Consider the following 23556-nt stretch of genomic DNA (forward strand, 5'->3'; position numbering starts at 1 on the left):
CCGCTCACGATGCTTTCCCTTCAGGTGCAGTGTCGGCGGTGATGGACCCGTCGCCCGCGATGTCGATCTCCGTGTCCGAGATCTCCGGGTGCGACGCCGCGAGGTCCTCGCCCACCTCGAGCGGGTGGTGGCAGGCAGTGCGGTGGTCGTCCGGGTCGCCGAGGACGGGAACGAGCGGAGGCGCCGTCACGACACAGTCGCTGCGCGCCTTGGGGCACCGGGTGTGGAAGTGGCAGCCCGTCGGCGGGTCGGTCGGCGACGGCAGGTCGCCGTAGAGGATGGTGCGTGCGCGGCTGTCGGCGATGTCCGGGTCCGGGACCGGGAGGGCCGACAGGAGCGCGCGCGTGTAGGGGTGCCGGGTCCTGGCGAAAAGCTCCTCTGTCGGTCCGACCTCGACGACCCGCCCGAGGTACATGACCGCCACGCGGTCGCTCACGTGCCGGATCACGGACAGGTCGTGGGAGATGAACAGGTAGGTGAGGCCGAAGTCGTCCTGCAGGTCGATGAGCAGGTTGATGATCTGGGCCTGGATCGACACGTCGAGCGCCGACACCGGCTCGTCGCAGATGACGAGACGGGGCTGCAGCGCCAGGGCTCGTGCGACCCCGATGCGCTGGCGCTGGCCGCCGGAGAACTCGGCGGGGAAGCGGTTGTAGTGCTCCGGGTTGAGACCGACGCGCTCCATCAGCTCCTGGACCTTGCGCTTGACCTCCTTCGACGTGCCGAGCGAGTGGATCACGAAGGGGTCACCGATGATCGATCCGACGCGGCGGCGCGGGTTCAGCGAGCCGTACGGGTCCTGGAAGATGACCTGGACGTCGCGACGGACCTCGCGCAGCTGGCTTCGGGACAGGTTCGTGATGTCGCGGCCGTCGAAGACGACCTTGCCGCCGCTGAGGTCGTAGAGGCGTGCGATGCACCGTGCCAGGGTCGACTTGCCGCACCCGGTCTCGCCGACGAGCCCGAGGGTCTCGCCCGGCTGGATCTCCAGTGAGACGTTGTCGACCGCGTGGACGTCGTCGTGGGAGCCACGCCGCAGGCCCCCGGTCTTGACCGGGAACGTCTTCGAGACGTGGTCGGCAATGAGCAGCGGCTCGGTCATGCGGACTCCTTCGCAAGGTCCTGCCCGACCGACGCGGCATCCTTGGGCAGGAAGCAGGCGGAGGTGTGCTCAGGGTCGTTCGCGACCGGCTCGAGCGTCGGCAGCTCCTGCCAGCAGCGGTCGAAGACGTCCGGGCAGCGGGGCGCGAACGGGCACCGGACCGGTGGGCTGATGAGGGACGGCGGCGTGCCGCCGATCGGCGTGAGGCGCTCCCTGGCCCCGCCCTGGGCGGGCAGCGACGCGAGCAGTCCCTTCGTGTACGGGTGATGCCCCAGGTAGAAGACGGTGCGGCGGGGGGCGCGCTCCATGGCCCGGCCGGCATACATCACCACGACGTCGTCCGACATCTCGGCCACGACCCCGAGGTCGTGGGTGATGAGGATGATCGCCGTGCCGAACTCCTCCTGGAGCCGGCGCATGACACCAAGCACCTGGGCCTGGACGGTCACGTCGAGAGCGGTCGTCGGCTCGTCGGCGATGAGCAGTGCCGGGTCGAGTGCCATGGCCATGGCGATCATGACGCGCTGGCGCATGCCGCCGGAGAACTGGTGCGGGTAGTCGTCGAGACGCTGCGCGGGGTTCGGGATCCCGACGAGACCGAGCAGGTCGGCCGCCCGGGCCCGCGCGGTCGCCGTGGAGGTGTTGCTCCGGTGGGCCCGGATCATCTCGACGATCTGCCAGCCCACCGTGTAGTAGGGGTGCAGGCTGGACAGCGGGTCCTGGAAGATCATCCCGATCCGCGCACCGCGGATCTGCTGGAGCGTCTTGGTCGAGGCGCCGAGGAGCTCGACGCCGTCGAACTTGGCCGAGCCCGACACGCGCGCTCCGCGGGTCAGGCCGGTGATGGTCTGGGTGGCGACGCTCTTGCCCGAGCCGGACTCACCGACGATGGCGAGCGTGCTCGCACGCTCCACGTCGAAGGAGAGCCCGCGCACGGCCTGGACGACGCCGTCGGGGGTGTTGAACGAGACCGTGAGGTCGCGTACCTCGAGCAGTGCCATGGGACACGCCTTCCGATGACGGGTTGTGGGACGGTCACGCGGCTGCCGAGCCGGCCGACGGGGTATGCCGTCGGCCGGCCCGGCGAGCGCGGATCAGCCGCCTTGCTTGTCCGCGGAGAGCCAGACGTTGGTCGGGTCGTAGTTCTGGATCGCCGGAACGTAGACCGCGCCGTTGACCTGGCTGGCGTGGTAGTTGGCCTGCTTCGGGTTGGTGATCGGGAAGAACGGGGCCTGCCCCATCACCTGCTTGTCGGCATCAGCCCACTGAGTGGCCGCCTGGTCCTCGGTGGCCGACTGGGCCGCCTTGGTGATCATGTCGTTGGTCGCCGCGTCGTCGAAGAGTCCGAAGTTGCTGCCGACCGGCGGGAACGCGGGCTTTCCGAAGAACAGCGGCTTGAAGAACGACAGTGCCGCGTTGCCGTACCAGTCGGCTCCCCAGCCGGCCACCGCCAGGTCCCAGACCCCGCGCTGCGCGACGGTGGGCACCTGCAGGTACTTCGTGTAGAAGTCGGCGTTCGGGGAGGGGACGCCCTGCACGGTGATGCCGGCCTTGGACAGGTCCTGCTGCACCGTCTGGAAGGTCTTGCTGCTGCCCTCTGACGCGTTGCGGTAGAGCATCTTCAGCGTGAGCCCGTTCGGGAATCCCGCCTCACTGAGCAGCTGCTTGGCCTTGTTCGGGTCGTACGGGTAGAGGTCGAAGTTCGAGGACCCACCGACGATGTTCGACGGCAGCACGTGGCTGAGCGACTCGTTGAGGTTGGGACCGCCGATGACCTGGATGATGTTGGCGCGGTTGATCGCGTACTCGAGCGCCTCACGCACCTTGAGGTTCGCCATGGCCTTGTTGTTGTTCGGGGAGACCATGTTGAACACGACGTAGGGGTTCGAGGAGGCCGACGGGCCGATCGTCAGGTTCGGGTCCTTCTTGGCGATGAGGGCCGGAAGCTGCGAAGGCGGTGGGAAGTTGTCGAACTCCATGTCGGCACTCGGGGTGCCGGTCTGCAGCTGCTGCTGCGTCGAGTCCTGCGTGACGGTCTCGTTGATGACGACCTTGTCGACGTAGGCCTTGCGGATCGGGTCGCTGGCGCCGTCCCAGGCCGGGTTGCGGCTGAAGTTGATGCTCTTCGTCGGCGTGTACGAGTCGATCTTGTAGGGGCCGTCGGAGATCGTGTGCGCCGCGAGCTCGGGGCTCGCCGGGACGTACTGGTCAAGCTCCTTCGGTGCGGGCGAGAACGCGGGCAGCGTCAGCATGTCCGGGAAGTAGCTCGCCGGGTTGTTCAGCTTGAACTCAACTGTCTGGTCGTCCTTGGCGACGACGCCGGGCAGGTCCGTCTTCTCGATGTAGTCGCCGATCGCCGAGGCTGTGTGCCCGACCTTGGCGAACCCGTCGCAGAAGGCCTGCATGCCGACGATCAGGCTCTCGTAGTCGGGCAGGCCGCCGAACGGCTGTGCTGGGTTGCACGTCCGCTTGACGCCGCGGACCTCGTCGGCCGCAGTGATCTGCCGTGCCGGGCTGGTGTCCCACTTGGCGCCTTGGCGGATCTTGATCGTGTACGTCTTGCCGTCGCTGCTGATGCCGTTGCCGGCAGTGGGCAGGTCGGTGGCGAGGTCGGGCACGGCCTTGGTGGTCTGGCCGTCGACCGCTGGATAGTTGAAGAGCTGCCGGCTCCACAGACGCAGCGCCAGATAGCCGATCGAGTAGTAGCTGATGTTCGGGTCCATGTAGTCGACGTCGCCGCTCCCGAGCATGTTCAGCGTGCCGCCCTTGACCGCGCTCGCCGACCCCGAGCTGCCACCGGCACCGGTCGCGCCGGCGTTCGTCCCGCCGCTCGAGTTGCAGGCGGCTAGGGCGAGGCAGCTCGTGGCCACCGCCGCGACGGCTGCCACGGGCCATTTCCTCACGGGCATCGCGTTCTCCTTGGTTGGATCGAACCGACCGGATGGCGGTCGGCGCGGACGCCGAGCCACGGCGACCGTCGGCGTCAACCTAGGCACGCCGGAACGCCCCGCCGGGGCGCGGGAGGCAGATGACACGAGACCGCAACCTGGCCGTCATCGGATATGGCGACAGGTCACGTTTAGTCACAAATTCCCAGGCGTTTCGCAGGCAGGACTCGACCTTTTTCCAGCCGGTCTTCGGAGACTGTGGGGGTGGCGCGGAGAGTGCTCCTCGTCGAGGACGATGCGAGGGTCAGACGCGTCCTCCGGCTCGCACTGGAGGACGAGGGCTTCACCGTGCTGGAGGCCGCCGACGGCGAGCAGTGCCTCGAGCGGGTCAAGGAGGTAGCGCCCGACATCGTCCTGCTCGACCTCATGCTCCCGGACCGGGACGGGTTCTCGGTATGCCGTGACATCAGGCGCGGCAGCGACGTGCCGGTCATCATGGTCACGGCCCGCACGGACAGCCACGACGTCGTCGCGGGTCTCGAGTCCGGCGCCGACGACTACGTCACCAAGCCGCTCGTGGCCAAGGAGCTCGCCGCCCGCATCCGCGCCCTGCTCCGCCGCACCGAGCCGACCGCCGGCCGTGCCCCGCGACACGTCGTGTCCGGCGATCTCAACATCGGTGTCGACGACGGCGTGGTGACCCGAGAAGGCGAGGCGATCCCGCTGACCCGCACCGAGTTCCGGCTCCTGGTGGAGCTCGCAGTGGCCGACGGCCGGATCTGCAGCCGTGAGCACCTGCTCGACCGGGTCTGGGGTTACGGCTACTTCGGCGACAGCCGCATCGTCGACGTACACATCCGCCGGCTGCGCACGAAGGTCGAGCTGGACCCGGCATCCCCGCGCCACGTCGTCACCGCTCGAGGGCTCGGCTACCGGCTCGCGAGCTGAGATCGTGCGGCTGTTCGACCGTCTGCGCCGGGCCGGGAACCCTCGCCCGAAGACTCGCCGCCGGCTGTTGCGCCCCTCGAGCCTGCGGGCCCGGGTCGAGCTGACCTTCGGGCTGTTGGCGCTGGCCATCTCGGCCCTGCTGTCCGTCGTCTCCTGGGTCACCGTCTCGCGGTACCTGCTCTCGCAGCGCGAGGACACCGCGGTCACCGAGACGGCGCTGGACCGCTCCGCGGTCCTGGAAAGCCTGGGCCGAGGCTCAACCTCGGTCGCCTCGATTCTCGGCGGGCTCCCGACCAACGACGCCGTGTCGTCGGTCGCGCTGGTGTCCGGGCACTGGTACGGCACCAACCCGGCCCTCGGGCCGGCGACGCTGCCGACCGCGCTCGTCGACGCCGCCGCGACCCAGCAGACCGTGACCCAGCGCGTCCTCGTCGACGACCACCTCTATCTCATGGTGGGGGTGCCGCTCCAGCAGCCCGGAGACGCCCTGTTCGAGGTCTACTCGCTCGTCGAGCTGGACAGCACGCTGCGGGCGATGGCCTGGGTCCTCGCTCTGGCTGCCGTCGTCACGACGTTCGTGGGCGTCGGTCTGGGGCGGTCGGCGAGCCGGGTCGCGCTCCGGCCGCTGGCCGAGCTGACCCGCGTGGCCGGCGCGGTCGCCGGCGGCCGCCTCGATGCACGGCTGCGGCCCCGGGGCGACCCTGATCTCGACCCCCTCGCGGAGTCCTTCAACAGGACCGTCAGCCAGCTGGAGCACCGGGTCCGGGCCGACTCCCGGTTCGCCGTCGACGTGAGCCATGAGCTGCGGACGCCGCTGATGACGATGCTCAACTCGATGGAGGTCATCACGAACCGCAAGGCCCTGCTGCCGGAGTCGGTGCGCGAACCGGTCGACCTGCTCGCCGACGACCTCGACCGGTTCCGGTCCCTCGTCGTGGACCTTCTCGAGATCTCCCGCCACGACGCCGGTGAGGACCTCGTGCTCGAGCCGGTCGACATCGGTGAGCTGACCAGGCGGGCGGCCGACGCGGTCGCCGGCAGACCTGTCACGTCCGTCGTCGGAGCAGGCCCCGACCTGGTGGCTCTCGTCGACAAGCGGCGCCTGGAGCGCGTCGTGGCGAACCTCGTCGGCAACGCGCAGAGCCACGGCGGCGGGTGCGAGGCGGTCACCGTGAGTCGCTCCAACGGCACGGTCCGGATCGTCGTCGACGACGCGGGGCCGGGCATCGCCGAGAGCGACCGCGGCCGGGTGTTCGACCGGTTCGCGCGCGCTGGCGGCAGCGGCGAGCAGGGCGTGGGCCTGGGCCTGGCGATCGTGCAGCGTCACGTGTCCGCCCACGGGGGCCGGGTCGCGGTCGAGACGAGCCCACAAGGGGGTGCCCGCTTTGTCGTCGAGCTTCCCGTGCGCTGATAGCGACCCCACGCCGCCGTATGCCGCCTGGCCGCCCAGGCGGCATGTCGTGCGCCCAGCGCGCCGCGGGCTCGGACGGCATACCTGGCGTCGCGGGCTGCTCGCGCTGGCAGTGGGGCTCGCGCTGACGCTGGGCGCGGCCGGCTGCGCGATGTCGCCACAGGACCAGCCGGACCCTGTGCTGCTCCCTTCCCCGTCCGGAGCAGCATCCCCGGGCGTGGCCCAGCCGGGCGTCCCACTGAGCATGCAGGTCTACCTCATTCACGGTGACCGGCTGCAGCGCGTGACCCGCACGGTGAGCCAGGGCACGGGCATGACCCCCGTGCTCGGGGCGCTCACCGCACCCCTCGACGAGATCGAGCTCGCGAGCGGGCTCCGCTCGGCGGTGCCGACGACGACCCGGCCACTTGCCGGCACCGTCACCAATGAGGGTACGGCGCGGATCGCGGTGCCCCCGGGGTTCGACCGGCTGTCAGTGCGCGAGCAGCAGTTCGCCATGGCACAGCTCGTCTTCACGGTCACCGCCAACACGCTCGCCAGCGACGTCGTGCTCGTCAACGGCTCCCGAGTCATCGCCGTCCCGGACGCCCGCGGGGAGCTCGCCGCACACCCGGTCACCCGGCAGGACTACGCCGAGCTCGCCCCAGTCCGGTGACCGCCCCACCCGGTTCGAGGTATCCGGTTCGAGGTATCCGGTTCGAGGTCTTGAGTCGGCCAGTCGACCGACGTTCGACCTCGACCCGATTACCTCGAACGGTCGAGGGCCTCGCGGGACAGGGCGTCGATGAGGGCAAGCTCGGCATCGCGGTCGAGCCCGGCGCGAGGCCGCGGCCGTTCGAGGCCCAGGCTCTGCTCCCACTCGAGTGCATCGGCGACGGTCTCCTGGAGCGGACGAGGGGTCAGGCCCGCGCCCGCTGCGGCCTCGGCGCTCCGGTCGAGGAACGCGCGCCAGTCCGGGTCGCGCAGCCACAGCGGGAGCGACCGCGGGCCCATGAACTCCTCGACACCGGCAGCGGCCAGTACGTCGTCGGGGGCACTGACCACCTCACCGTCGAAACCGGCCACCGCCGCGCACGTGTCGAGGACGCTGCGCAGCGAGGTCGTCGGACCCATCGCGTTCATGGTGCCCGTCACCCCGGCCAGGCCGGCCCCGACGAGCCACTCGGCCAGGTCGGACACGTGCACCCACTGGACCGGTCGCTCGGTGTCCTGAGGAACGAGAACGGGCCGCCCGTCCGACGCGGCGAGTGCGAACCGACCCGGCCAGTACCCGAACCGCTCGCTGGGGTCACCCGACCCGACGATCAGCCCAGAGCGAGCGATGAGCGCTTGCCCGTCGCGCCCATCGAGCACGGCCCGCTCGCAGGCGACCTTCGCCTCGCCGTACTGCTCGGGCGTGCCCTCGTCGGCCTCGAGGGCCGGCAGGAGGGCGGCCGACTCGTCCGCGCCCGGCTCGTCGTGGCGGGCGTAGACCGAGCAGGAGCTGACGAAGACCCAGCCGTCGGTGCGGTCGCCGAGGGCCTCGATCGCACCGCGGACATGGCCAGGCTGCCGAGCGACGTCGACCACGAGGTCCCACCGCTCGGCGCGGGGCAGGGCGGCATATGCCGTGGGGGAGGACCGGTCGGCACGGACGAGGCGCGCCCCTTGCGGCACCTCTCCCGAGTCGCCGCGGGCCAGGCAGGTCACGTCATGGCCGGCGGCCAGCGCGGTCGCGGCGACGGCACCGCCGAGCCAGGACGTTCCTCCGAGGACGAGCACGTTCGACATGTGCGCCAGCACAGCACGAATATCCGGCGCGAGGAACGGGTGTTCGCCTGAGGCGAAGGATGGCCGCCTAGAGTTGGTTCATGGAGCGGCGCATCTTCGGGATCGAGAACGAGTACGGCGTCACCTGCACGACGCAGGGACAGCGACGGCTCACGCCCGACGAGGTCGCGCGCTACCTTTTCCGCCGGGTCGTCGCCTGGGGACGTTCGAGCAACGTCTTCCTCGGCAACGGTGCCCGTCTCTACCTCGACGTCGGCTCCCACCCGGAGTACGCGACCGCGGAGTGCGACTCCGTGCGTGAGCTCGTCATCCAGGACAAGGCGGGGGAGCGGATCCTCGAAGGCCTCGTGGAGGACGCCCAGGCGCGTCTGCGCGACGACGGCGTCGAGGGCGAGATCTTCGTCTTCAAGAACAACACCGACTCCGCGGGCAACTCCTACGGCTGCCACGAGAACTATCTGTACGGTCGCACCGGCGACTTCCAGCGCGTGTCGGACATGTTCATCCCGTTCCTCATCAGCCGGCAGATCACGTGCGGCGCGGGCAAGGTCGTCGCGACCGCCCACGGCGCCTCCTTCGCCGTCAGCCAGCGGGCGGACCACATCTGGGAGGGCGTCTCGTCGGCGACCACGAGGTCGCGCCCGATCATCAACACCCGGGACGAGCCGCACGCGGACGCCGAGAAGTACCGTCGGCTGCATGTCATCGTGGGCGACTCCAACATGTCCGAGACGACCAACCTGCTCAAGGTGGGCAGCGCCGACCTCGTGCTCCGCATGATCGAGGCCGGGGTCGTCATGCGCGACCTCACGATGGAGAACCCGATCCGCGCGATCCGCACGATGAGCCACGACCCGAGCGGACGGGCCACGGTCCGCCTCGCCAACGGCCGCGAGCTGTCGGCGCTGGACATGCAGCGCGAGTACCTCGACAAGGCGGTGGAGTTCGTCGACCGAGAGGGGCTCACCAGTCCCGACACGAAGCAGGTCATCGACCTGTGGGGCCGGGCTCTCGACGCCATCGGCAAGGGAGACCTCGACGCGATCGACACCGAGATCGACTGGGTGATCAAGCACCGCCTCATCGAGCGCTACCGCGAGCGCCACGGTCTCGCCCTCACCGATGCCAGGGTGCAGCAGCTCGACCTCGCGTACCACGACATCAACCGGCGTCGCGGCCTGTTCTACCTGCTCCAGCGGCATGGCAAGGCCGCCCGGGTCGCCTCCGACGTGGAGATCTTCGAGGCGAAGGTGAGGCCGCCACAGACGACGCGCGCCAAGCTGCGGGGCGACTTCATCCGGGCCGCGCAGGCGCACGGTCGAGATTTCACAGTCGACTGGGTGCATCTGAAGCTCAACGACCAGGCGCAGCGTACGGTCCTGTGCAAGGACCCCTTCCGCGCGGTCGACGAGCGGGTCGAGAGGCTGATGGACACGATCGAGCGCACGCCGACGATCCAGCGCCCGCTCTGACGGCGCGGACCGCATGCGAACCTGTCAGTGCGCTGTGTGGTGGTCATAAGGGCGGGGGTTACAGTGGCGGGGCTTTGCCTCCTGGCACCTCGTCCGTCCCCCTCCCGAGCCGAAAGTCACTTCCTGTGCGTTACAACCGTCCAGCAGCGCGTGCGGCCGCTGCCCTCATCGCCGTGTGCGGCATCACCGCCCTGACTGCCTGTGGCTCGAACCCGAGCGGCAGCGGCGGCGCGACGACGTCCGTCCCGGCATCGGTCGCCCTCAAGAACCTCTCCGCCACCGGTGCGGTCGACATGAAGACTGCACCCAAGGTGACGCTCGGCAAGACACCGATCAGCTCCACGAACGTCGAGCGCAAGGTGCTCGCGCCGGGTGCCGGCAAGGCGGCCACGGCGGCTGACACCGTGGTCCTGCGCGCGGAGATCTACAACGGCACCAGCGGCAAGCTGCTCGACGACGGCTTCGCGGCCGGGCGCAACGAGGAGGGCTACCGCCTGGGCCGCACGGACCTGATCCCCGGGTTCGTCGAGGGCCTGGTCGGCGCCACCAAGGGCGGGCGCATCGCCTTCACGATCCCGCCGTCCAAGGGCTTCGGCACCGCTGGGAACCAGCAGCTCGGCATCTCCGGCACCGACACCATCGTCGTGGTCGCCGATGTGTCGGACGTCCACACGGGCATGACGAAGATCGACGGCACGCAGGCCGCGAGCCCCGCCGGCCTGCCGACCGTCGAGTTCAAGGACGGGTCGACCAAGGCGCCGACCGTGACCGTGCCGAAGTCGGCGGCCCCGACCGAGACCAAGGAGGCCACCCTCATCGAGGGCACTGGCCCGGTCGTCAAGAAGGGCCAGACGATCAGCGCTCAGTACCACGGCGTCCTCTGGAAGGACGGCAGCGTCTTCGACTCGTCGTGGACGCGCGGCCAGGCCGCGGACTTCCCGATCGGCGTCGGCGCGGTCATCCCGGGCTGGGACAAGACGCTCGTGGGTAAGAAGGTCGGCAGCCGCGTGCTCATCGTGATCCCGCCGAAGGACGGCTACGGCAGCAAGGGCAGCGCGCCGAAGATCTCCGGCACGGACACCCTCGTCTTCGTCGTCGACATCCTCGACGCCTACTGACCGCGACGGGCTGACCGTCCGGCGCGCGTCACGCCCGCTCTGACGAGCCAGTCCGGCGCGCGTCACGCCTGGACCGACGAGCGGAGCGAGCGCCAGCGAGCGAGCCGAGGAGGGAAGGCGTGACATCAAGGCGCGCCGGACCCGCGAGCGAAGCGAGCGAGAAGATATGACGAGCGAAGCGAGCCAACAGACCGAGTCACCAACGAAAGGGATACGCAGCATGGCACTCGACCCGAACCGCACCAAGCCGGAGATCGACTTTCCGGAGGGGGAGGCGCCTGCCGACCTCCTCGTGGAAGACGTCATCGTGGGTGACGGTCGCGAGGCGAAGGCGGGCGACACCGTCAGCGCACACTATGTCGGCGTTGCGCACTCGACAGGCGAGGAGTTCGACTCCTCCTGGAACCGCGGCGCGCCCCTCGACTTCCGGCTCGGGGTCGGCATGGTCATTCCCGGCTGGGACAAGGGCATCGAGGGCATGAAGGTCGGCGGCCGGCGCAAGCTGACGATCCCGGCGCACCTGGCCTACGGCGACCGTGGTGCAGGTGGCGCGATCGCGCCGGGGGAGACGCTCATCTTCGTCGTCGACCTCGATGACGTGCACTGAGTCATTACATGGGCTCGCTCCGCTCGCCGTGTTCGGCGCGCCTTGACGTCACGCCTTCCCTCCTCGACTCGCTCGCTGGCGCTCGCTTCGCTCGTCAGTCCACGCGCGACGCGCGCCGAACGATTACATGGGCTCGCTCCGCTCGCCGTGTTCGGCGCGCCTTGACGTCGCGCCTTCCCTCCTCGGCTTGCTCGCTGGCGCTCGCTTCGCTCGTCAGTCCACGCGCGACGCGCGCCGAACGATTACATGGGCTCGCTCCGCTCGCCTGTGTTCGGCGCGCCTTGACGTCACGCCTTCCCTCCTCGACTCGCTCGCTGGCGCTCGCTTCGCTCGTCGGTCCAGGCGCGACGCGCGCCAAACGATCACAATTGGTTCGCTCCGCTCGCTTCGGTTGCTAGACCAGGCGTGACGCGCGCCGGAGGATCGCCAACCCGGCGGCATAGCGCCCTGCGACGGCCGCGCCGAGGAATCCGGCGCGGTCGTCGTCGTATCCGCGGCCCATGGTCCGCAGCGGGACGGGGCTGGTGCGCAGCACCTCGTCGAGCCCGTCGCAGTCGACCTCGCGCGCGACCAGCCGCCCCGCGGTCGAGTCGCACAGCGCGTGCGCCTCGAGCAGGACCTGCTTGCCGAAGTCGCCGGGTAGCAGCGGGACGGGCACGTCGGCGGGCACCAGCGCCACCCGCCCGTATGCCGTTCGGCTGTGATGAGAGACGCCGCGGTGCCGTTCGCGGGGGTCGGCTTCAGAGATCCGTAGCGAGCAGACCGGACGGCCGCCGAGGGTCGCCGCCGCGTTGACGGCCTCGCCGGCGGAGGTGCCGGAGAAGCCCCATCGGGTGCCCGTACCGAGGTTGCCGGGCCCTTGCGCCACGACCACGACGTCCGCGTCCGAGACGTGGCGCGCGGCGAGCAGCCCGGTGTGCACGTTGACCGCCTCGAGGTCGCCGCCGTACGCCTGCCCAACGGTCACGGACGCGGCGAGCCAGCCGGCGGCGCGCAGCCCGGCGACACTGCGCGAGAAGTCGATCGGCAGGGCGCCTCCGTCGGTCATGACGTAGGCCACCCGGAGGGCGGAGTCGATGTCGCGCACTCCGGCGATGATGGCCGGGAGCGCGGAGTGGAGGTCGGCGACCACGACCGGCAGGCCGTCGAGGTCGTCGGCCTCGGCCAGGAGGCCGTGGTGGGCGCTGCCCTGCTCGTCGACGCCGAGGACCATCGTCTGGCTCGGGGTGTATCGCGCCTTGACCACGTGACCGGGGACGGAGGACAGGTCATCCACAGGCACCGGCAGCGCCTCGGGTGCGGCCACGACGATCGCGACGCCGCCGGTGCCGAGGCCCCGCTCCAGCGCGGTCGTGTTGAGCAGCACGCCGGTGCCGGGGCCAAGCTCGCCGAGCAGGTCGACGTAGCCGACCGCACGGACCACGTCGTCCCCGACCGCCTCGTCCGGGGCGAGCCGGACGGCATACTCGACGGCACCGCCCCAGCGTGAGCGCACCTCGACGACGACGCCCTCACGCCACTGGATCATGTCGCGACCATACCGACCGATCCGTCAGGTAGCGTCGGACTGCTCCCACCCACAGGAAGGTCATCGATGAGCCCAGCCTCAGCGTCGGCTGAGAAGACCGAACGGCTGCTCAACCTCATCCTCGCGCTCAAGTCCGCCCGCCGCCCGGTGTCGAAGCAGAAGATCCGCGAGTCGCTGCCCGCCTACGCCGCGGCCACGTCCGACGAGGCCTTCGACCGCATGTTCGAGCGCGACAAGGACGAGCTGCGCGAGATGGGCATCCCGATCACCACGACCGTCCTCGACGTCCTGTTCGACGACGAGGTGGGCTACCGCATCGACTCCAGCGAGACGACCCTCCCCGAGATCAGCTTCGAGCCGGACGAGGTCGCGGCGCTGGCCCTCGCCGCGCGCGCCTGGTCTACGGCGAGCATCTCGGGCGCTGCCTCGGCGGGTCTGCGCAAGCTGCGCCTGTCGGGCGTCGAGATCGACGAGTCGGTGGCCGTGGGCGCCGAGCCACGGATCCGCACCAAGGAGCCGGCCTTCGAGGCGGTGCACGCGGCGGTGTCGCAGCTTCAGCCGATCACGTTCGACTATCGCAAGAACGACGGCCAGCTGAGCACCCGCCACATCCAGCCGTGGGCGCTGACCAACTGGCACGGGCGGTGGTACGTCACGGCGTACGACCTCGACCGGCAGGACGAGCGCGCCTTCCGGCTGAGCCGGTTCGAGGGCGCGGTCCGCAAGCAGGGCCGAGCCGGGTCGTATGCCGTCCCGCCCGGGCACGTGCCCGAGGTGGCCCTCGAGGCGCAGCAGCTGCCAGAGCCGGAGGGCGTCGCCGTCGTGCGGCTGCGCCACGGCCGGGGGCACACGCTGCGCCGCTTCGCGCTGCGCACCACGGAGATCGATGAGCGGTGGGCGCAGGTCGAGGTGCCGTACCGGCGGGGCACGACCGAGCGAGACGTCGTCGCCCTCGGCACGCACGCCATCGCAGTGTCGCCGCCCGAGCTCGTCGAGAGCGTGCGCAAGACTCTGACCGCTGTGGCGGAAGCGAACGAGGAGCAGGGCCGATGAGCGACGCACGACGCGGAGCGACGCGCCGACCCGCGCGCAAGGTCCCGGAGACGGCGACCCAGCGCCTCGGCCGCCTGCTCGACATGGTGCCGTGGCTCGTCCAGCACCGCGGGGTGCCCATCGCAGAGGCGGCCCGGGAGTTCGACGTGACGCCGGAGCAGGTCGTCGAGGACCTTCAGCTGCTGTTCGTCTGCGGGACGCCGGGCTACGGCCACGCCGAGCTCATCGACGCAGAGTGGGACAGCGGGCACATCTACCTCGACAACGCCGACGACATCGCCGCCCCGATGCGGCTGACCCGTGACGAGGCGGTCACGCTGACCGCGGGCCTGCAGGCCCTGGGGTCGACGCTCGTCGGCTCGGACGTCGCGGAGCGCACCCTGGCCAAGCTCCGGGCTGCCGCGGCAACGACGATCGAAGACCCGGGCGGGCGCATCGCGCTCGACTTCGACGACGGCAGCCAGCATCCAGCCATGGCGACCCTCAAGGAGGCCTTCGCTCGCGGTCGCCGGGTGCACCTGCGCTACTACGTCGCGACCCGCGACGAGTCGACCGAGCGGGACGTCGACATCATGCGCATCGTCAACCTCGACGCGCAGTGGTACGTCGAGGGCTACTGTCACCGAGCCCAGGATGTGCGCCTGTTCAGGCTCGACCGCATCGAGTCCTCCGCCGTCCTCGACGTCGACGGCACACCACCCCCGCAGGCCCGTCCCCGCGACCTCGACGACGTCTTCGTGCCGGGCGAGAACGACCTCACCGTCGTTATCGAGGCCAGCCGCTGGGCCGCCTGGATCGCCGACTACTACCCCAACGAAGGCGTGGAGCGGGCGGACGACGGGTCGCTGCGGGTCACCCTCAAGGTGGCCGATCCGGCGCTGGTCCGGCGCCTCATGCTCCGTCTCGGCGGCGAGGCTCGCGTCGTCGAGCCGCCCGAGCTCGCTGCGGCCGTCGTGGACGAGGCGCGCTCGGCCCTGGCGCCCTACGGCCGTCTCGACGACTGACCGCGGCCGTCCACATCGTGGTCACCTGACGGTCCCGGGCGACGGCCCGGCAGTCGACGTGATCCGGCCCACGTATGCTGTGTGCAGTGCGGCGCCGTTGCTGCGCTGACGGCCCGAGCCCGGGCTGCCTTTCACGAGGAGAACTCACATGCCCAACCTGGGTGCCCCCGAACTCATCATCATCGCGATCATCATCATCGCCCTGTTCGGTTGGAAGAAGCTCCCCGACATGGCCCGCAGCCTGGGTCGCTCGGCGCGCGTCTTCAAGTCGGAGGTCGACGAGCTGAAGAAGGACGGCAAGCCCACCAGCGAGGCGTCCCAGTCGACCGTCCAGGGTGATGTCCTGTCTCCCGACGCCGAGCGCGCCGCCGCCGAGGCGCGTCTGGCCGATGCCGAGCGTGCAGCCGCCGAGGCCCGCGCCGAGGCCGAGCGCCTGCGCGCGGCCAACGCGGACAGCAGCGACGTCCGGCGCGACACCACCCTCTGAGGGTGCTCGTAACCCCTAGCTCACGGCGGTACTGAATGCCCTCGTTGCTGCGCAAGCGCAACCCCGAAGGTCGGATGTCCCTCGCGGACCACCTGCGAGAGCTGCGCAACCGCATCACCATCAGCGCGATCGCCATCATCGCCGGTGGCGTCCTCGGGTGGATCTACTATCCCCGAATCATCGAGACCCTGATCCAGCCGCTGAACGACCTCGCGGCCAAGAACCACGGCAGCCTGATCAAGATCAACTTCGCGGGGATGACCGACCCGTTCGCGACCCAGATCACGGTGTCGCTGTTCACCGGCGTGATCCTCGCGTCGCCGGTGTGGCTGATGCAGATCTGGGGCTTCATCGTCCCCGGCCTGACGAAGAAGGAGAAGCGGGTCGCCCGCCTCTTCGTCGTCGCGGCCGTCCCGCTGTTCCTGGCGGGATGCCTCTTCGCGTTCGTGATGGTGCCCAAGGCCGTCACGGTCCTGCTCGGCTTCACTCCGGAGGGCGCGGCCAACCTGCAGGACGCGACGGCATACCTCAGCTTCGTCCTGAAGTTCATCATCGCCTTCGGTTGCGCGTTCCTGCTCCCGGTCTTCCTCGTGGCGCTCAACCTCGTCGGCGTGATCCCGGCGCGGGCGATGCTCAAGGGCTGGCGACCGGCCGTCATGATCATCGCCGTGTTCGCCGCGGTCATGACGCCGACGCCGGACGCGTACACGATGCTCTTCCTCATGGCGCCGATGGTTGCGCTGTACTTCGCCTCGGTCGGGCTGGCGTTCATGTTCGACCGGCGCAAGGAGGAGCACAAGCCGGACTGGCTGGACGTGCCCGACGACCAGGCATCGGCGATCTGAGGTTCAGGTAGCGTTCGGCTGTGCCCGACCGCGTCGCCCTCATCGTCAACCCCACATCCGGCAAAGGGGCGGGTCGGGCGATCGGTGCCCAGGCGCATCGGCTGCTCAGGGACGCCGGGCACGACGTGCTCGACGTCTCCGGTGAGGACTACCAGCAGGCACGAGCCCGCGCCCGGGACGCGGTCGAGGCGGGTGTCGACACCCTTGTCGTCGTGGGGGGTGACGGGATGGTGCACCTCGGGGTGAACCTCTGCGCCACCACACCGACGCGGCTCGCGGTCGTCGCGGCCGGCACCGGGAACGACTTCGCGCGCAACCTCGGGCTGCCGGTCCGCGACGCGGTCCGGTCCGTCGGGCTGCTGTCGACCGGCCGGACCCGCCAGATCGACCTCGGGCGGGTCACCCATGACGTCGCCGGGGAGAAGTGGTTCGGCGGCGTGCTGGGCGCCGGCTTCGACGCCGTCGTCAACGCTCGCGCGCAGGCGATGACCTGGCCGCGCGGCCAGATGCGCTACAACCTGGCCATCCTGCGCGAGCTGCCCGTCTTCCGCCCGATCCCGTATGCCATCGAGGTCGACGGGCACCGCATCGAGACCCGTGCGATGTTGGTGACCGTGGCCAACACGACCTCGTTCGGCGGCGGGATGCGCGTGTGCCCGGATGCCGACGTGGCCGACGGCCTGCTCGACGTCATGATCGTGCACGAGCTGTCCGTGCCTGCCTTCCTGCGGGTCTTCCCGAAGGTCTACTCCGGGACGCACGTCACCCATCCGGCCGTCGAGCTCCATCGAGGCAAGCGGGTTCGTCTGGAGGCAGAGGGAATCCACTCCCAAGCGGACGGTGAGTCTTTCGCTGACCTGCCCATCGACACCGAGGTCGTCCCCGGCGCACTGCGCGTCGTCGTCCCGACGGGAGCGAGCCGATGATCCCCACCTGGCCGCAGCTGGCCGAGTTCGCCGCAGGCTACGACTTCCCGCTCGACGACTTCCAGGTCGAGGCCTGCAGGGCCGTCGAGGAGGGGCGCGGCGTGCTCGTCGCCGCACCCACCGGGGCCGGAAAGACCGTCGTCGGTGAGTTCGCCGTGCACCTGGCCCTTGCGACCGGGCGCAAGGCCTTCTACACCACGCCGATCAAGGCGCTGTCCAACCAGAAGTACGCCGACCTCGTCCGTCGTCACGGCGCAGACAACGTCGGCCTCCTGACCGGCGACGCCTCGATCAACGGCGAGGCACCCGTTGTCGTCATGACGACTGAGGTGCTGCGCAACATGATGTATGCCGGCTCGACCACGTTGCGCGGGCTCGGCTGGGTCGTCATGGACGAGGTTCACTACCTCGCCGACCGCTTCCGCGGTGCGGTGTGGGAAGAGGTCATCATCCACCTGCCTCCCGACGTGAGCGTGGTGTCGCTGTCGGCGACGGTGAGCAACGCCGAGGAGTTCGGAGCCTGGCTCGGAGAGGTGCGCGGAGACACCGCCGTCATCGTGTCGGAGCATCGCCCGGTGCCCCTGTGGCAGCACATGATGGTCGGGCAGACGATGTTCGACCTGTTCGTGGAGGAGATCGAGGACGGCCGTGAGGGCACTGTCGCATCGGGAGGCGGCGGGGGGTCCTCGCTGGTCCCGGTCTCGGTGAACCCCGACCTCGTGCACGCGATCCGCGGCTCGGAGGGCCGGGGGGCGTGGGACTCGCACTGGGTCAGCTCCAGAGGCGGCCGCGACAAGGGCCGGCCTCGCCATGGGTCCCAGGGCCGAAACGGCTCGCGCGGTCGCGACGACTGGTCGGGCCGTGGCCGACGGGACTCCGGAGGGCGCGGCCCGGGCGGTGGTGACGGTGGCCGCGGCTTCGCGCGGGGCGGTCGGCCCGGCGGGGGAGCAACCCGCTCGGAGGTGATCGACCGGCTCGACCGAGAAGGGCTGCTGCCGGCGATCACGTTCATCTTCAGCCGGGCCGGGTGCGAGGCCGCCGTCGCCCAGCTGCTGGCCACCGGCGCGCGGCTCATCCCCGACACAGAGGGTGAGCGCAACCGGCGGCTCGTGGAGGAGCGAATCCAGGCCCTGGCCGACGAGGACCTCTCGGTGCTCGGGTACTGGGACTTCGTCGACGGCATCACCCGAGGCTTCGCGGCCCACCACGCAGGGATGCTCCCGACGTTCCGCGAGATCGTCGAGGAGCTGTTCACCGACGGCCGGATCCGCGCCGTCTTCGCGACCGAGACGCTTGCCCTCGGGATCAACATGCCCGCTCGGACCGTTGTGCTCGAGAAGCTCGTGAAGTTCAACGGTGAGAGCCACGTCGACGTGTCGCCGGCGGAGTACACCCAGCTGACCGGTCGTGCCGGCCGCCGCGGGATCGACATCGAGGGACACGCCGTCGTCATCTGGAACCGCGGGCTCGACCCGGCCGCGGTCGCCGGGCTGGCCTCCACGCGCACGTACCCGCTGCGCTCGAGCTTCCGCCCGACCTACAACATGGCCGTCAACCTCGTCCGCCAGTTCGGGCGGGACACGGCCGGCGAGATCCTCGAGACGTCGTTCGCGCAGTTCCAGGCGGACCGGGCGGTCGTCGGCTTCGTGCGAACGGTGCGGCGCAACGAGGAGGCTCTCGCGGGATACGCCGAGTCGATGCACTGCCACCTGGGTGACTTCTCCGAGTACGCCGCGATCCGCAACGAGATCCGAACGCTCGAGAAGGAAGGTGCCAAGCAACGGTCCGCCTCGATGCGGGCCGCCGCGGCGGTGTCGCTCGAGTCCCTCAAGATCGGCGACATCGTGCGCATCCCCGCCGGCCGGCACGCCGGGCTCGCCGTCGTGGTCATGCCGAACCGTGGCGGCAAGGGCGACGCCCCCTCACCATCGGTCGTCACCGAGGACCACCACCTGCGCCGCCTGACACTGCACGACGTGCCCGGCCCCATCGAGCCGCTCGGCACGATGCGAGTGCCCAAGCAGTTCAACGCGAAGAACCCGAAGGCGCGTCGCGACCTTGCCGCGACCATGCGCGCCACCATGCCGCACGACCCGCCGCCGCGTCGCCGTAGCGCGCCTGCCGAGGACCCGACCGAGGCCCGGGTCGACGCGCTTCGGCGCCAGCTGAAGGCACATCCGTGCCACCAGTGCCCGGACCGCGAGAACCATGCCCGGTGGGCCGAGCGGTGGTGGCGCCTGCGCCGCGAGACGGACGGGCTGCAGCGCAAGATCGAGGGCCGCACCAACTCGGTCGCCAAGACCTTCGACCGCATCTGTGACCTGCTCGTCGAGATGGGCTACCTCGGCGAGGGCGGCCAGACCGTGACGGCGGAGGGCGACCGGCTTCGCCAGCTCTACACGGAGAAGGACCTCATCGCCGCGGAGAGCCTGCGTGAGGGCGTCTGGCGGCGGCTCGACGCCCCATCGCTGGCTGCCGTCGTGTCCACCCTGGTGCATGAGCCGCGACGGGAGGAGGGCGGCCTGGCGCCGCGATGGCCCAACGACGAGGTGCGTGAGGCCTACGACCGCATGGTCGATATCTGGTCAGATCTGGAGGATGCCGAAGGCGACCTCGCCCTGCCACGCACGGGCATGCCCGACGCCGGCATCGCCTGGTCGATCCACCGCTGGGCCAGCGGTCGCCGGCTCGAGGAGGTCCTTCGGGGGACCGACCTCGCGGCGGGCGACTTCGTCCGTCGGTGCAAGCAGGTGGTCGACCTGCTGGGGCAGCTGACCGACGCGGCCGACCCGGAGACCGCGGCCGTGGCGCGCAAGGCCACCGACGGCATACTCCGCGGCGTCGTGGCCGCCGACCGGCTGGATTGACCGGGCTCCAGACGGGCTCGGCGGATCGTCTCGACATCTACGGGGGTGCGACCGAGGCTCGATCAGCAGCCGCGGCCGGCTCACTCTTCGGCGGACTCCCAGGCACCGAGCTCGTTGCCGGCCGGGTCGGTGAAGTAGAACCGGCGACCACCCGGGAATGAGTACGGCTCGCGGGTCACAGTGCCACCGGCGGCGACGACCGCGGAGACCGTGGCGTCGAGGTCGTCGGAGTAGAGCAGGACGAGGGCACCGCCGGGCGAGCCGGTCGACTCGGGGTTGAGGCCGCCGACTTCGCCGTCGCCGTCCGGGGCCTGGATGCCGGCGTAGTCAGGGCCGTAGTCGTTGAAGGCCCAGCCGAACGCCGCTGCGTAGAAGGCCTTCGACGCGGCGAGGTCGGGAGCGGCCAGCTCGATGTAGTCGATCGCGTGGTGCACGTGTGCCATGGCGTCCTCCTGGCGCGGGCAGGTCGGTCCGGGCACCGACCAGCATTCCGCTCATCCTTGCGGCAGGCACCGACAGCCCAGCGTTCGAGGCGCCCGTCCCGCGCGAGACGGGCACAGACCTACATCTCAGTCCAGCCGCAGCGCCGTGATCACGCGGTCGAACGACGACGTGAGGCCGTGCTCGACGGCGAGCTTCGACATGAGGGCCGGGTCGGCGACCGCGGTCGGGACCGTGACGTCGACGTCCGGCACGGCCGCGTCCCTGACGACCTCCACGACCCGTGGCGCCACGTCGAGATAGTCGCTCGCCGCTTCGAGCCGGGTCCGCTGCGCCCCCTTGAGCGCCGGGTCGCCGCCGTCGATCGCCGCGCGCAGCGCATCGAGGGTGCCGTAGGTCGTGATGAGCTTCGCGGCCGTCTTCTCCCCGATGCCGGCAACGCCAGGGAGCCCGTCGCTCGTGTCACCGCGCAGTACCGCCATGTCGGCATACGCCGCGCCGTTCGGCACGCCGTACTTCTCCTGGATGAACGCCTCGTCGACGAAGTCGGGGGAGCGGACGCCACCCCGCGCCGTGTAGACGACGCGCACCTCATGGGCGTCGTCGACGAGCTGGAACAGGTCACGGTCGCCGGTGACGATGTCGACCGGCATACGCCCGGAGTACGCGGTCGCGTAGGTGCCGATGACGTCGTCCGCCTCGTGCCCGTCCACGCCGACTCGGGCGATGCCGAGGGCGCGAAGCGCGTCCTCGATGATCGGCACCTGGACGGCGAGGGCTTCGGGCACCTGCTCCCCGGCGAACTGGTCGTCGCCCGGTCCGGCCACTCGGTGCGCCTTGTAGGACGGGATCGCCTCGACGCGGAACGCCGGCCGCCAGTCGTTGTCCCAGCACGCCACGAGGTGGCTCGGCTGGGCCCGCTCGACGAGCGAGGCGATCATGTCGAGCAGACCGCGGACGGCGTTCGTCGGCGTGCCGCTCGGGCCGATCACCTCGGGCACCCCGAAGAATGCGCGGAAGTAGAGCGAAGCAGAGTCGAGTAGGAGCAACCGGGCGGAGGTGGACGGCATACGCGAGAGGCTACCGGTGCGATTCGGCGAAAACCCTTGCCCGTCCTCGAGGGCGGGGACGATCATGGCGAGCGGGCCGCCCGCCGGCGTCGCCCACAGGGCTCGGGGACCATCTCGAGGAGTGTCGATGACGACAGCGTCACGCATAGCTCGTCCCTTCTTCAGCACGCACCCCCGCCGACGACGAGCCGGGCAGGCTCTGCTGGCCATAGTGCTGGCCCTCATCGGCGGCCTCGCACTGGTCGCGCCGGGCTCGGCGGTCGCGGCGCCTCCGCCTGCTCCCGACCTCGGACCCAACGTCGTCGTCTTCGACCCGAGCATGTCGGTCGCACAGATCAAGGCGAGTGCTGACGCGATCTACAACCAGCAGGTCGACAACGAGATGGGCAGCGGGCGGTACACGCTCCTCTTCAAGCCGGGGACGTATGGCACCGCCCAGGATCCGCTCATGCTCCGGGTCGGCTACTACACCGAGGTCGCCGGCCTCGGCGCGCTGCCGACCGACGTCGTCATCAACGGCCATGTCGACGTGTACAACCGGTGCCTCGCGCCCGACAACTGCGTGGCCCTCGTGAACTTCTGGCGGTCGCTGTCGAACCTGACGATCAACGTCATGGGTGAGACGGGCTGCCGCGGCTCCGGCAACTTCTGGGCGGTCTCGCAGGCCGCGCCGATGCGCCGGGTCAACATCGTCGGCAACCTCACGCTGATGGACTACTGCACGGCCGGGCCGCAGTACGCGAGCGGCGGGTTCATCGCCGACTCGCGCCTGAACTCGGTCGTCAACGGGTCGCAGCAGCAGTTCCTCGTGCGCAACGGCAGCATCGGCTCGTGGAGCAACGCCGTGTGGAACCAGGTGTTCTCCGGGGTCGTCGGCGCTCCGCCCACCACCTTCCCGAACCCGCAGTACACGAACCTCGCGACCACGCCCGTGAGCCGGGAGCGTCCGTTCCTGTTCATCGACAGCACCGGCCGCTGGCAGGTTCGCGTGCCCTCGGCGGCGTCGGACACGTCCGACGTGACGTGGGCATCCGGACAGACGCCGGGGCGGACCATCCCGCTGTCCGACTTCTACATCGCACGACCCACGGACTCGGTCGCGACCATCAACAGCCAGCTGGCGCGCGGCAAGCACCTGCTTCTCACGCCGGGGGTGTACACCGCCGACCGGAGCATCAGCGTCAAGCGAGCCAACACGGTCGTCCTCGCCATGGGCCTCGCGAGCATCACGGCGAGCGGTGGAGCGGTGCCCCTCGTCATCGCGGACGTGCCGGGTGTCATCGTCGCGGGGCTGATCGTGGACGCAGGACCCGTCAGCTCGCCGGCCCTCATCCGCGTCGGCTCCCGCCACCCGCAGGACGAGCCGGTGCTGACGCCGGCGTCCAACCCGACCACCCTGCAGGACGTGTTCCTGCGCGTCGGCGGACCGTTCGCCGGGCGGGCCACGGTCGGCCTCGAGGTCAACCTCGACCACACCCTGCTCGATGACATCTGGGCCTGGCGCGCCGACCACGGCAACGGCGTGGGATGGACCGTCAACCCCGCGGAGAACGGCGTGGTCGTCAACGGCGACGACGTCACCGCGACGGGCCTGTTCTCCGAGCACTTCCGCCAGTACGACACCGTCTGGAATGGCGAGCGCGGTCGAACGGTGTTCTACCAGAACGAGATGCCCTACGACCCGCCCAACCAGGCGGCCTGGCAGCACGACGGAGTCCTCGGCTGGGCCGGATACAAGGTGGGCGACCGGGTGCGCACCCATGAGCTCTGGGGCGGCGGCGTCTACATCTTCACGAACGTCGACCCGACCATCCACGCGAGCCGGGGGTTCGAGGTCCCGGTCACACCCGGAGTCAGGCTGCACGACATCATCACGGTGAACCTCAGTGCGGGGACGATCGACCACGTCGTCAACGACACCGGCGACCCGGTCAGCAATGCCGCGATCGGCGTGCCGAGCTACGTGGTGTCCTACCCGTAGAGCCTGGACTCGAGAGCGTCGGGGCGGCCGTACCGGCA

General features: G+C 70.2%; 20 protein-coding genes. 13 read left to right on the plus strand and 7 right to left on the minus strand.

Annotation, left to right across the window (positions count from 1 at the left end):
* Positions 1 to 4 precede the first annotated feature (4 nt).
* The 3 genes from ACYVLP_RS19500 to ACYVLP_RS19510 all read right to left on the minus strand — a co-directional run bounded on the left by ACYVLP_RS19500 (position 5) and on the right by ACYVLP_RS19510 (position 4011).
* Positions 5 to 1102, minus strand: a complete 1098-nt coding sequence (locus tag ACYVLP_RS19500; protein WP_460628979.1) for an ABC transporter ATP-binding protein — start codon at positions 1100 to 1102, stop codon at positions 5 to 7.
* Positions 1099 to 2103: an ABC transporter ATP-binding protein gene (locus ACYVLP_RS19505; RefSeq protein WP_460628980.1), complete on the minus strand. Its 1005-nt coding sequence runs from the start codon at positions 2101 to 2103 to the stop codon at positions 1099 to 1101. Before ACYVLP_RS19505 ends, ACYVLP_RS19500 begins: the two co-directional genes overlap by 4 nt.
* A gap of 93 nt (positions 2104 to 2196) precedes the next feature.
* Entirely contained in the window at positions 2197 to 4011 is a 1815-nt protein-coding gene (locus ACYVLP_RS19510) for an ABC transporter substrate-binding protein (RefSeq protein ID WP_460628981.1), read from the minus strand.
* A 243-nt stretch (positions 4012 to 4254) separates the two neighbouring features.
* Here ACYVLP_RS19510 and ACYVLP_RS19515 point away from each other — a divergent pair, with 243 nt between their 5' ends.
* From ACYVLP_RS19515 to ACYVLP_RS19525, 3 genes are read left to right on the plus strand one after another with little or no spacing between them, the layout of a single operon-like run.
* On the plus strand, positions 4255 to 4938 hold the full coding sequence (locus ACYVLP_RS19515; protein WP_460628982.1) for a response regulator: 684 nt from the start codon (positions 4255 to 4257) through the stop codon (positions 4936 to 4938).
* 4 nt (positions 4939 to 4942) lie between these two features.
* A complete protein-coding gene (locus ACYVLP_RS19520) occupies positions 4943 to 6349 on the plus strand; it encodes a sensor histidine kinase (RefSeq protein ID WP_460628983.1) in 1407 nt (468 codons plus the stop codon).
* 49 nt (positions 6350 to 6398) lie between these two features.
* Complete coding sequence (locus ACYVLP_RS19525) at positions 6399 to 7004, plus strand: GerMN domain-containing protein (RefSeq protein WP_460628984.1); 606 nt, start codon at positions 6399 to 6401, stop codon at positions 7002 to 7004.
* Positions 7005 to 7093: 89 nt separating this feature from the next.
* Here the strand turns inward: ACYVLP_RS19525 and ACYVLP_RS19530 are convergent, their stop codons facing one another.
* Entirely contained in the window at positions 7094 to 8119 is a 1026-nt protein-coding gene (locus ACYVLP_RS19530; protein ID WP_460628985.1) for an NAD-dependent epimerase/dehydratase family protein, read from the minus strand.
* An 80-nt stretch (positions 8120 to 8199) separates the two neighbouring features.
* Between ACYVLP_RS19530 and pafA the strand changes: the two genes are divergently transcribed.
* The 3 genes from pafA (at position 8200) to ACYVLP_RS19545 (ending at position 11316) form a co-directional block, all read left to right on the plus strand.
* Complete coding sequence (gene pafA, locus ACYVLP_RS19535) at positions 8200 to 9591, plus strand: Pup--protein ligase (RefSeq protein ID WP_452269422.1); 1392 nt, start codon at positions 8200 to 8202, stop codon at positions 9589 to 9591.
* Positions 9592 to 9716: 125 nt separating this feature from the next.
* Positions 9717 to 10709, plus strand: coding sequence for an FKBP-type peptidyl-prolyl cis-trans isomerase (locus ACYVLP_RS19540; RefSeq protein ID WP_460628986.1), 993 nt, complete (start codon positions 9717 to 9719; stop codon positions 10707 to 10709).
* Between the two features lie 220 nt (positions 10710 to 10929).
* On the plus strand, positions 10930 to 11316 hold the full coding sequence (locus ACYVLP_RS19545) for an FKBP-type peptidyl-prolyl cis-trans isomerase (protein WP_460628987.1): 387 nt from the start codon (positions 10930 to 10932) through the stop codon (positions 11314 to 11316).
* Positions 11317 to 11710: 394 nt separating this feature from the next.
* On the opposite strand, the gene ACYVLP_RS19550 is transcribed toward ACYVLP_RS19545, so the two are convergent.
* The gene (locus tag ACYVLP_RS19550) at positions 11711 to 12844 is read right to left on the minus strand and encodes a DUF3866 family protein (RefSeq protein WP_460628988.1); all 1134 of its coding nucleotides are present in this window, start codon (positions 12842 to 12844) and stop codon (positions 11711 to 11713) included.
* 66 nt (positions 12845 to 12910) lie between these two features.
* Here ACYVLP_RS19550 and ACYVLP_RS19555 point away from each other — a divergent pair, with 66 nt between their 5' ends.
* The 6 genes from ACYVLP_RS19555 (at position 12911) to ACYVLP_RS19580 (ending at position 20026) form a co-directional block, all read left to right on the plus strand.
* A complete protein-coding gene (locus ACYVLP_RS19555) occupies positions 12911 to 13897 on the plus strand; it encodes a helix-turn-helix transcriptional regulator (RefSeq protein ID WP_460628989.1) in 987 nt (328 codons plus the stop codon).
* Positions 13894 to 14901: a helix-turn-helix transcriptional regulator gene (locus ACYVLP_RS19560; protein WP_460628990.1), complete on the plus strand. Its 1008-nt coding sequence runs from the start codon at positions 13894 to 13896 to the stop codon at positions 14899 to 14901. The genes ACYVLP_RS19555 and ACYVLP_RS19560 overlap by 4 nt, the downstream gene beginning before the upstream one ends.
* A 148-nt stretch (positions 14902 to 15049) precedes the next feature.
* Positions 15050 to 15388 (plus strand): Sec-independent protein translocase subunit TatA, encoded by a 339-nt coding sequence (gene tatA, locus ACYVLP_RS19565; protein ID WP_460628991.1) that lies wholly within the window; start codon positions 15050 to 15052, stop codon positions 15386 to 15388.
* Between the two features lie 35 nt (positions 15389 to 15423).
* The gene (tatC, locus tag ACYVLP_RS19570) at positions 15424 to 16233 is read left to right on the plus strand and encodes a twin-arginine translocase subunit TatC (RefSeq protein WP_460628992.1); all 810 of its coding nucleotides are present in this window, start codon (positions 15424 to 15426) and stop codon (positions 16231 to 16233) included.
* Between the two features lie 20 nt (positions 16234 to 16253).
* Positions 16254 to 17159 carry a diacylglycerol kinase gene (locus tag ACYVLP_RS19575; RefSeq protein WP_460628993.1) on the plus strand — a complete coding sequence of 302 codons (906 nt, stop codon included), beginning with the start codon at positions 16254 to 16256 and terminating at the stop codon, positions 17157 to 17159.
* Positions 17156 to 20026 (plus strand): DEAD/DEAH box helicase, encoded by a 2871-nt coding sequence (locus ACYVLP_RS19580; protein WP_460628994.1) that lies wholly within the window; start codon positions 17156 to 17158, stop codon positions 20024 to 20026. Before ACYVLP_RS19575 ends, ACYVLP_RS19580 begins: the two co-directional genes overlap by 4 nt.
* Before the next feature lie 80 nt (positions 20027 to 20106).
* Here ACYVLP_RS19580 and ACYVLP_RS19585 read toward each other — a convergent pair whose 3' ends face one another.
* Entirely contained in the window at positions 20107 to 20469 is a 363-nt protein-coding gene (locus ACYVLP_RS19585; protein ID WP_460628995.1) for a VOC family protein, read from the minus strand.
* A 126-nt stretch (positions 20470 to 20595) separates the two neighbouring features.
* Positions 20596 to 21537 (minus strand): 5'-3' exonuclease, encoded by a 942-nt coding sequence (locus tag ACYVLP_RS19590; protein WP_460628996.1) that lies wholly within the window; start codon positions 21535 to 21537, stop codon positions 20596 to 20598.
* 127 nt (positions 21538 to 21664) lie between these two features.
* Between ACYVLP_RS19590 and ACYVLP_RS19595 the strand changes: the two genes are divergently transcribed.
* Positions 21665 to 23518 (plus strand): adenylyl cyclase, encoded by a 1854-nt coding sequence (locus ACYVLP_RS19595; RefSeq protein WP_460628997.1) that lies wholly within the window; start codon positions 21665 to 21667, stop codon positions 23516 to 23518.
* The last annotated feature ends 38 nt before the right edge of the window (positions 23519 to 23556 follow it).

It is taken from the genome of Intrasporangium mesophilum (assembly GCF_054783095.1).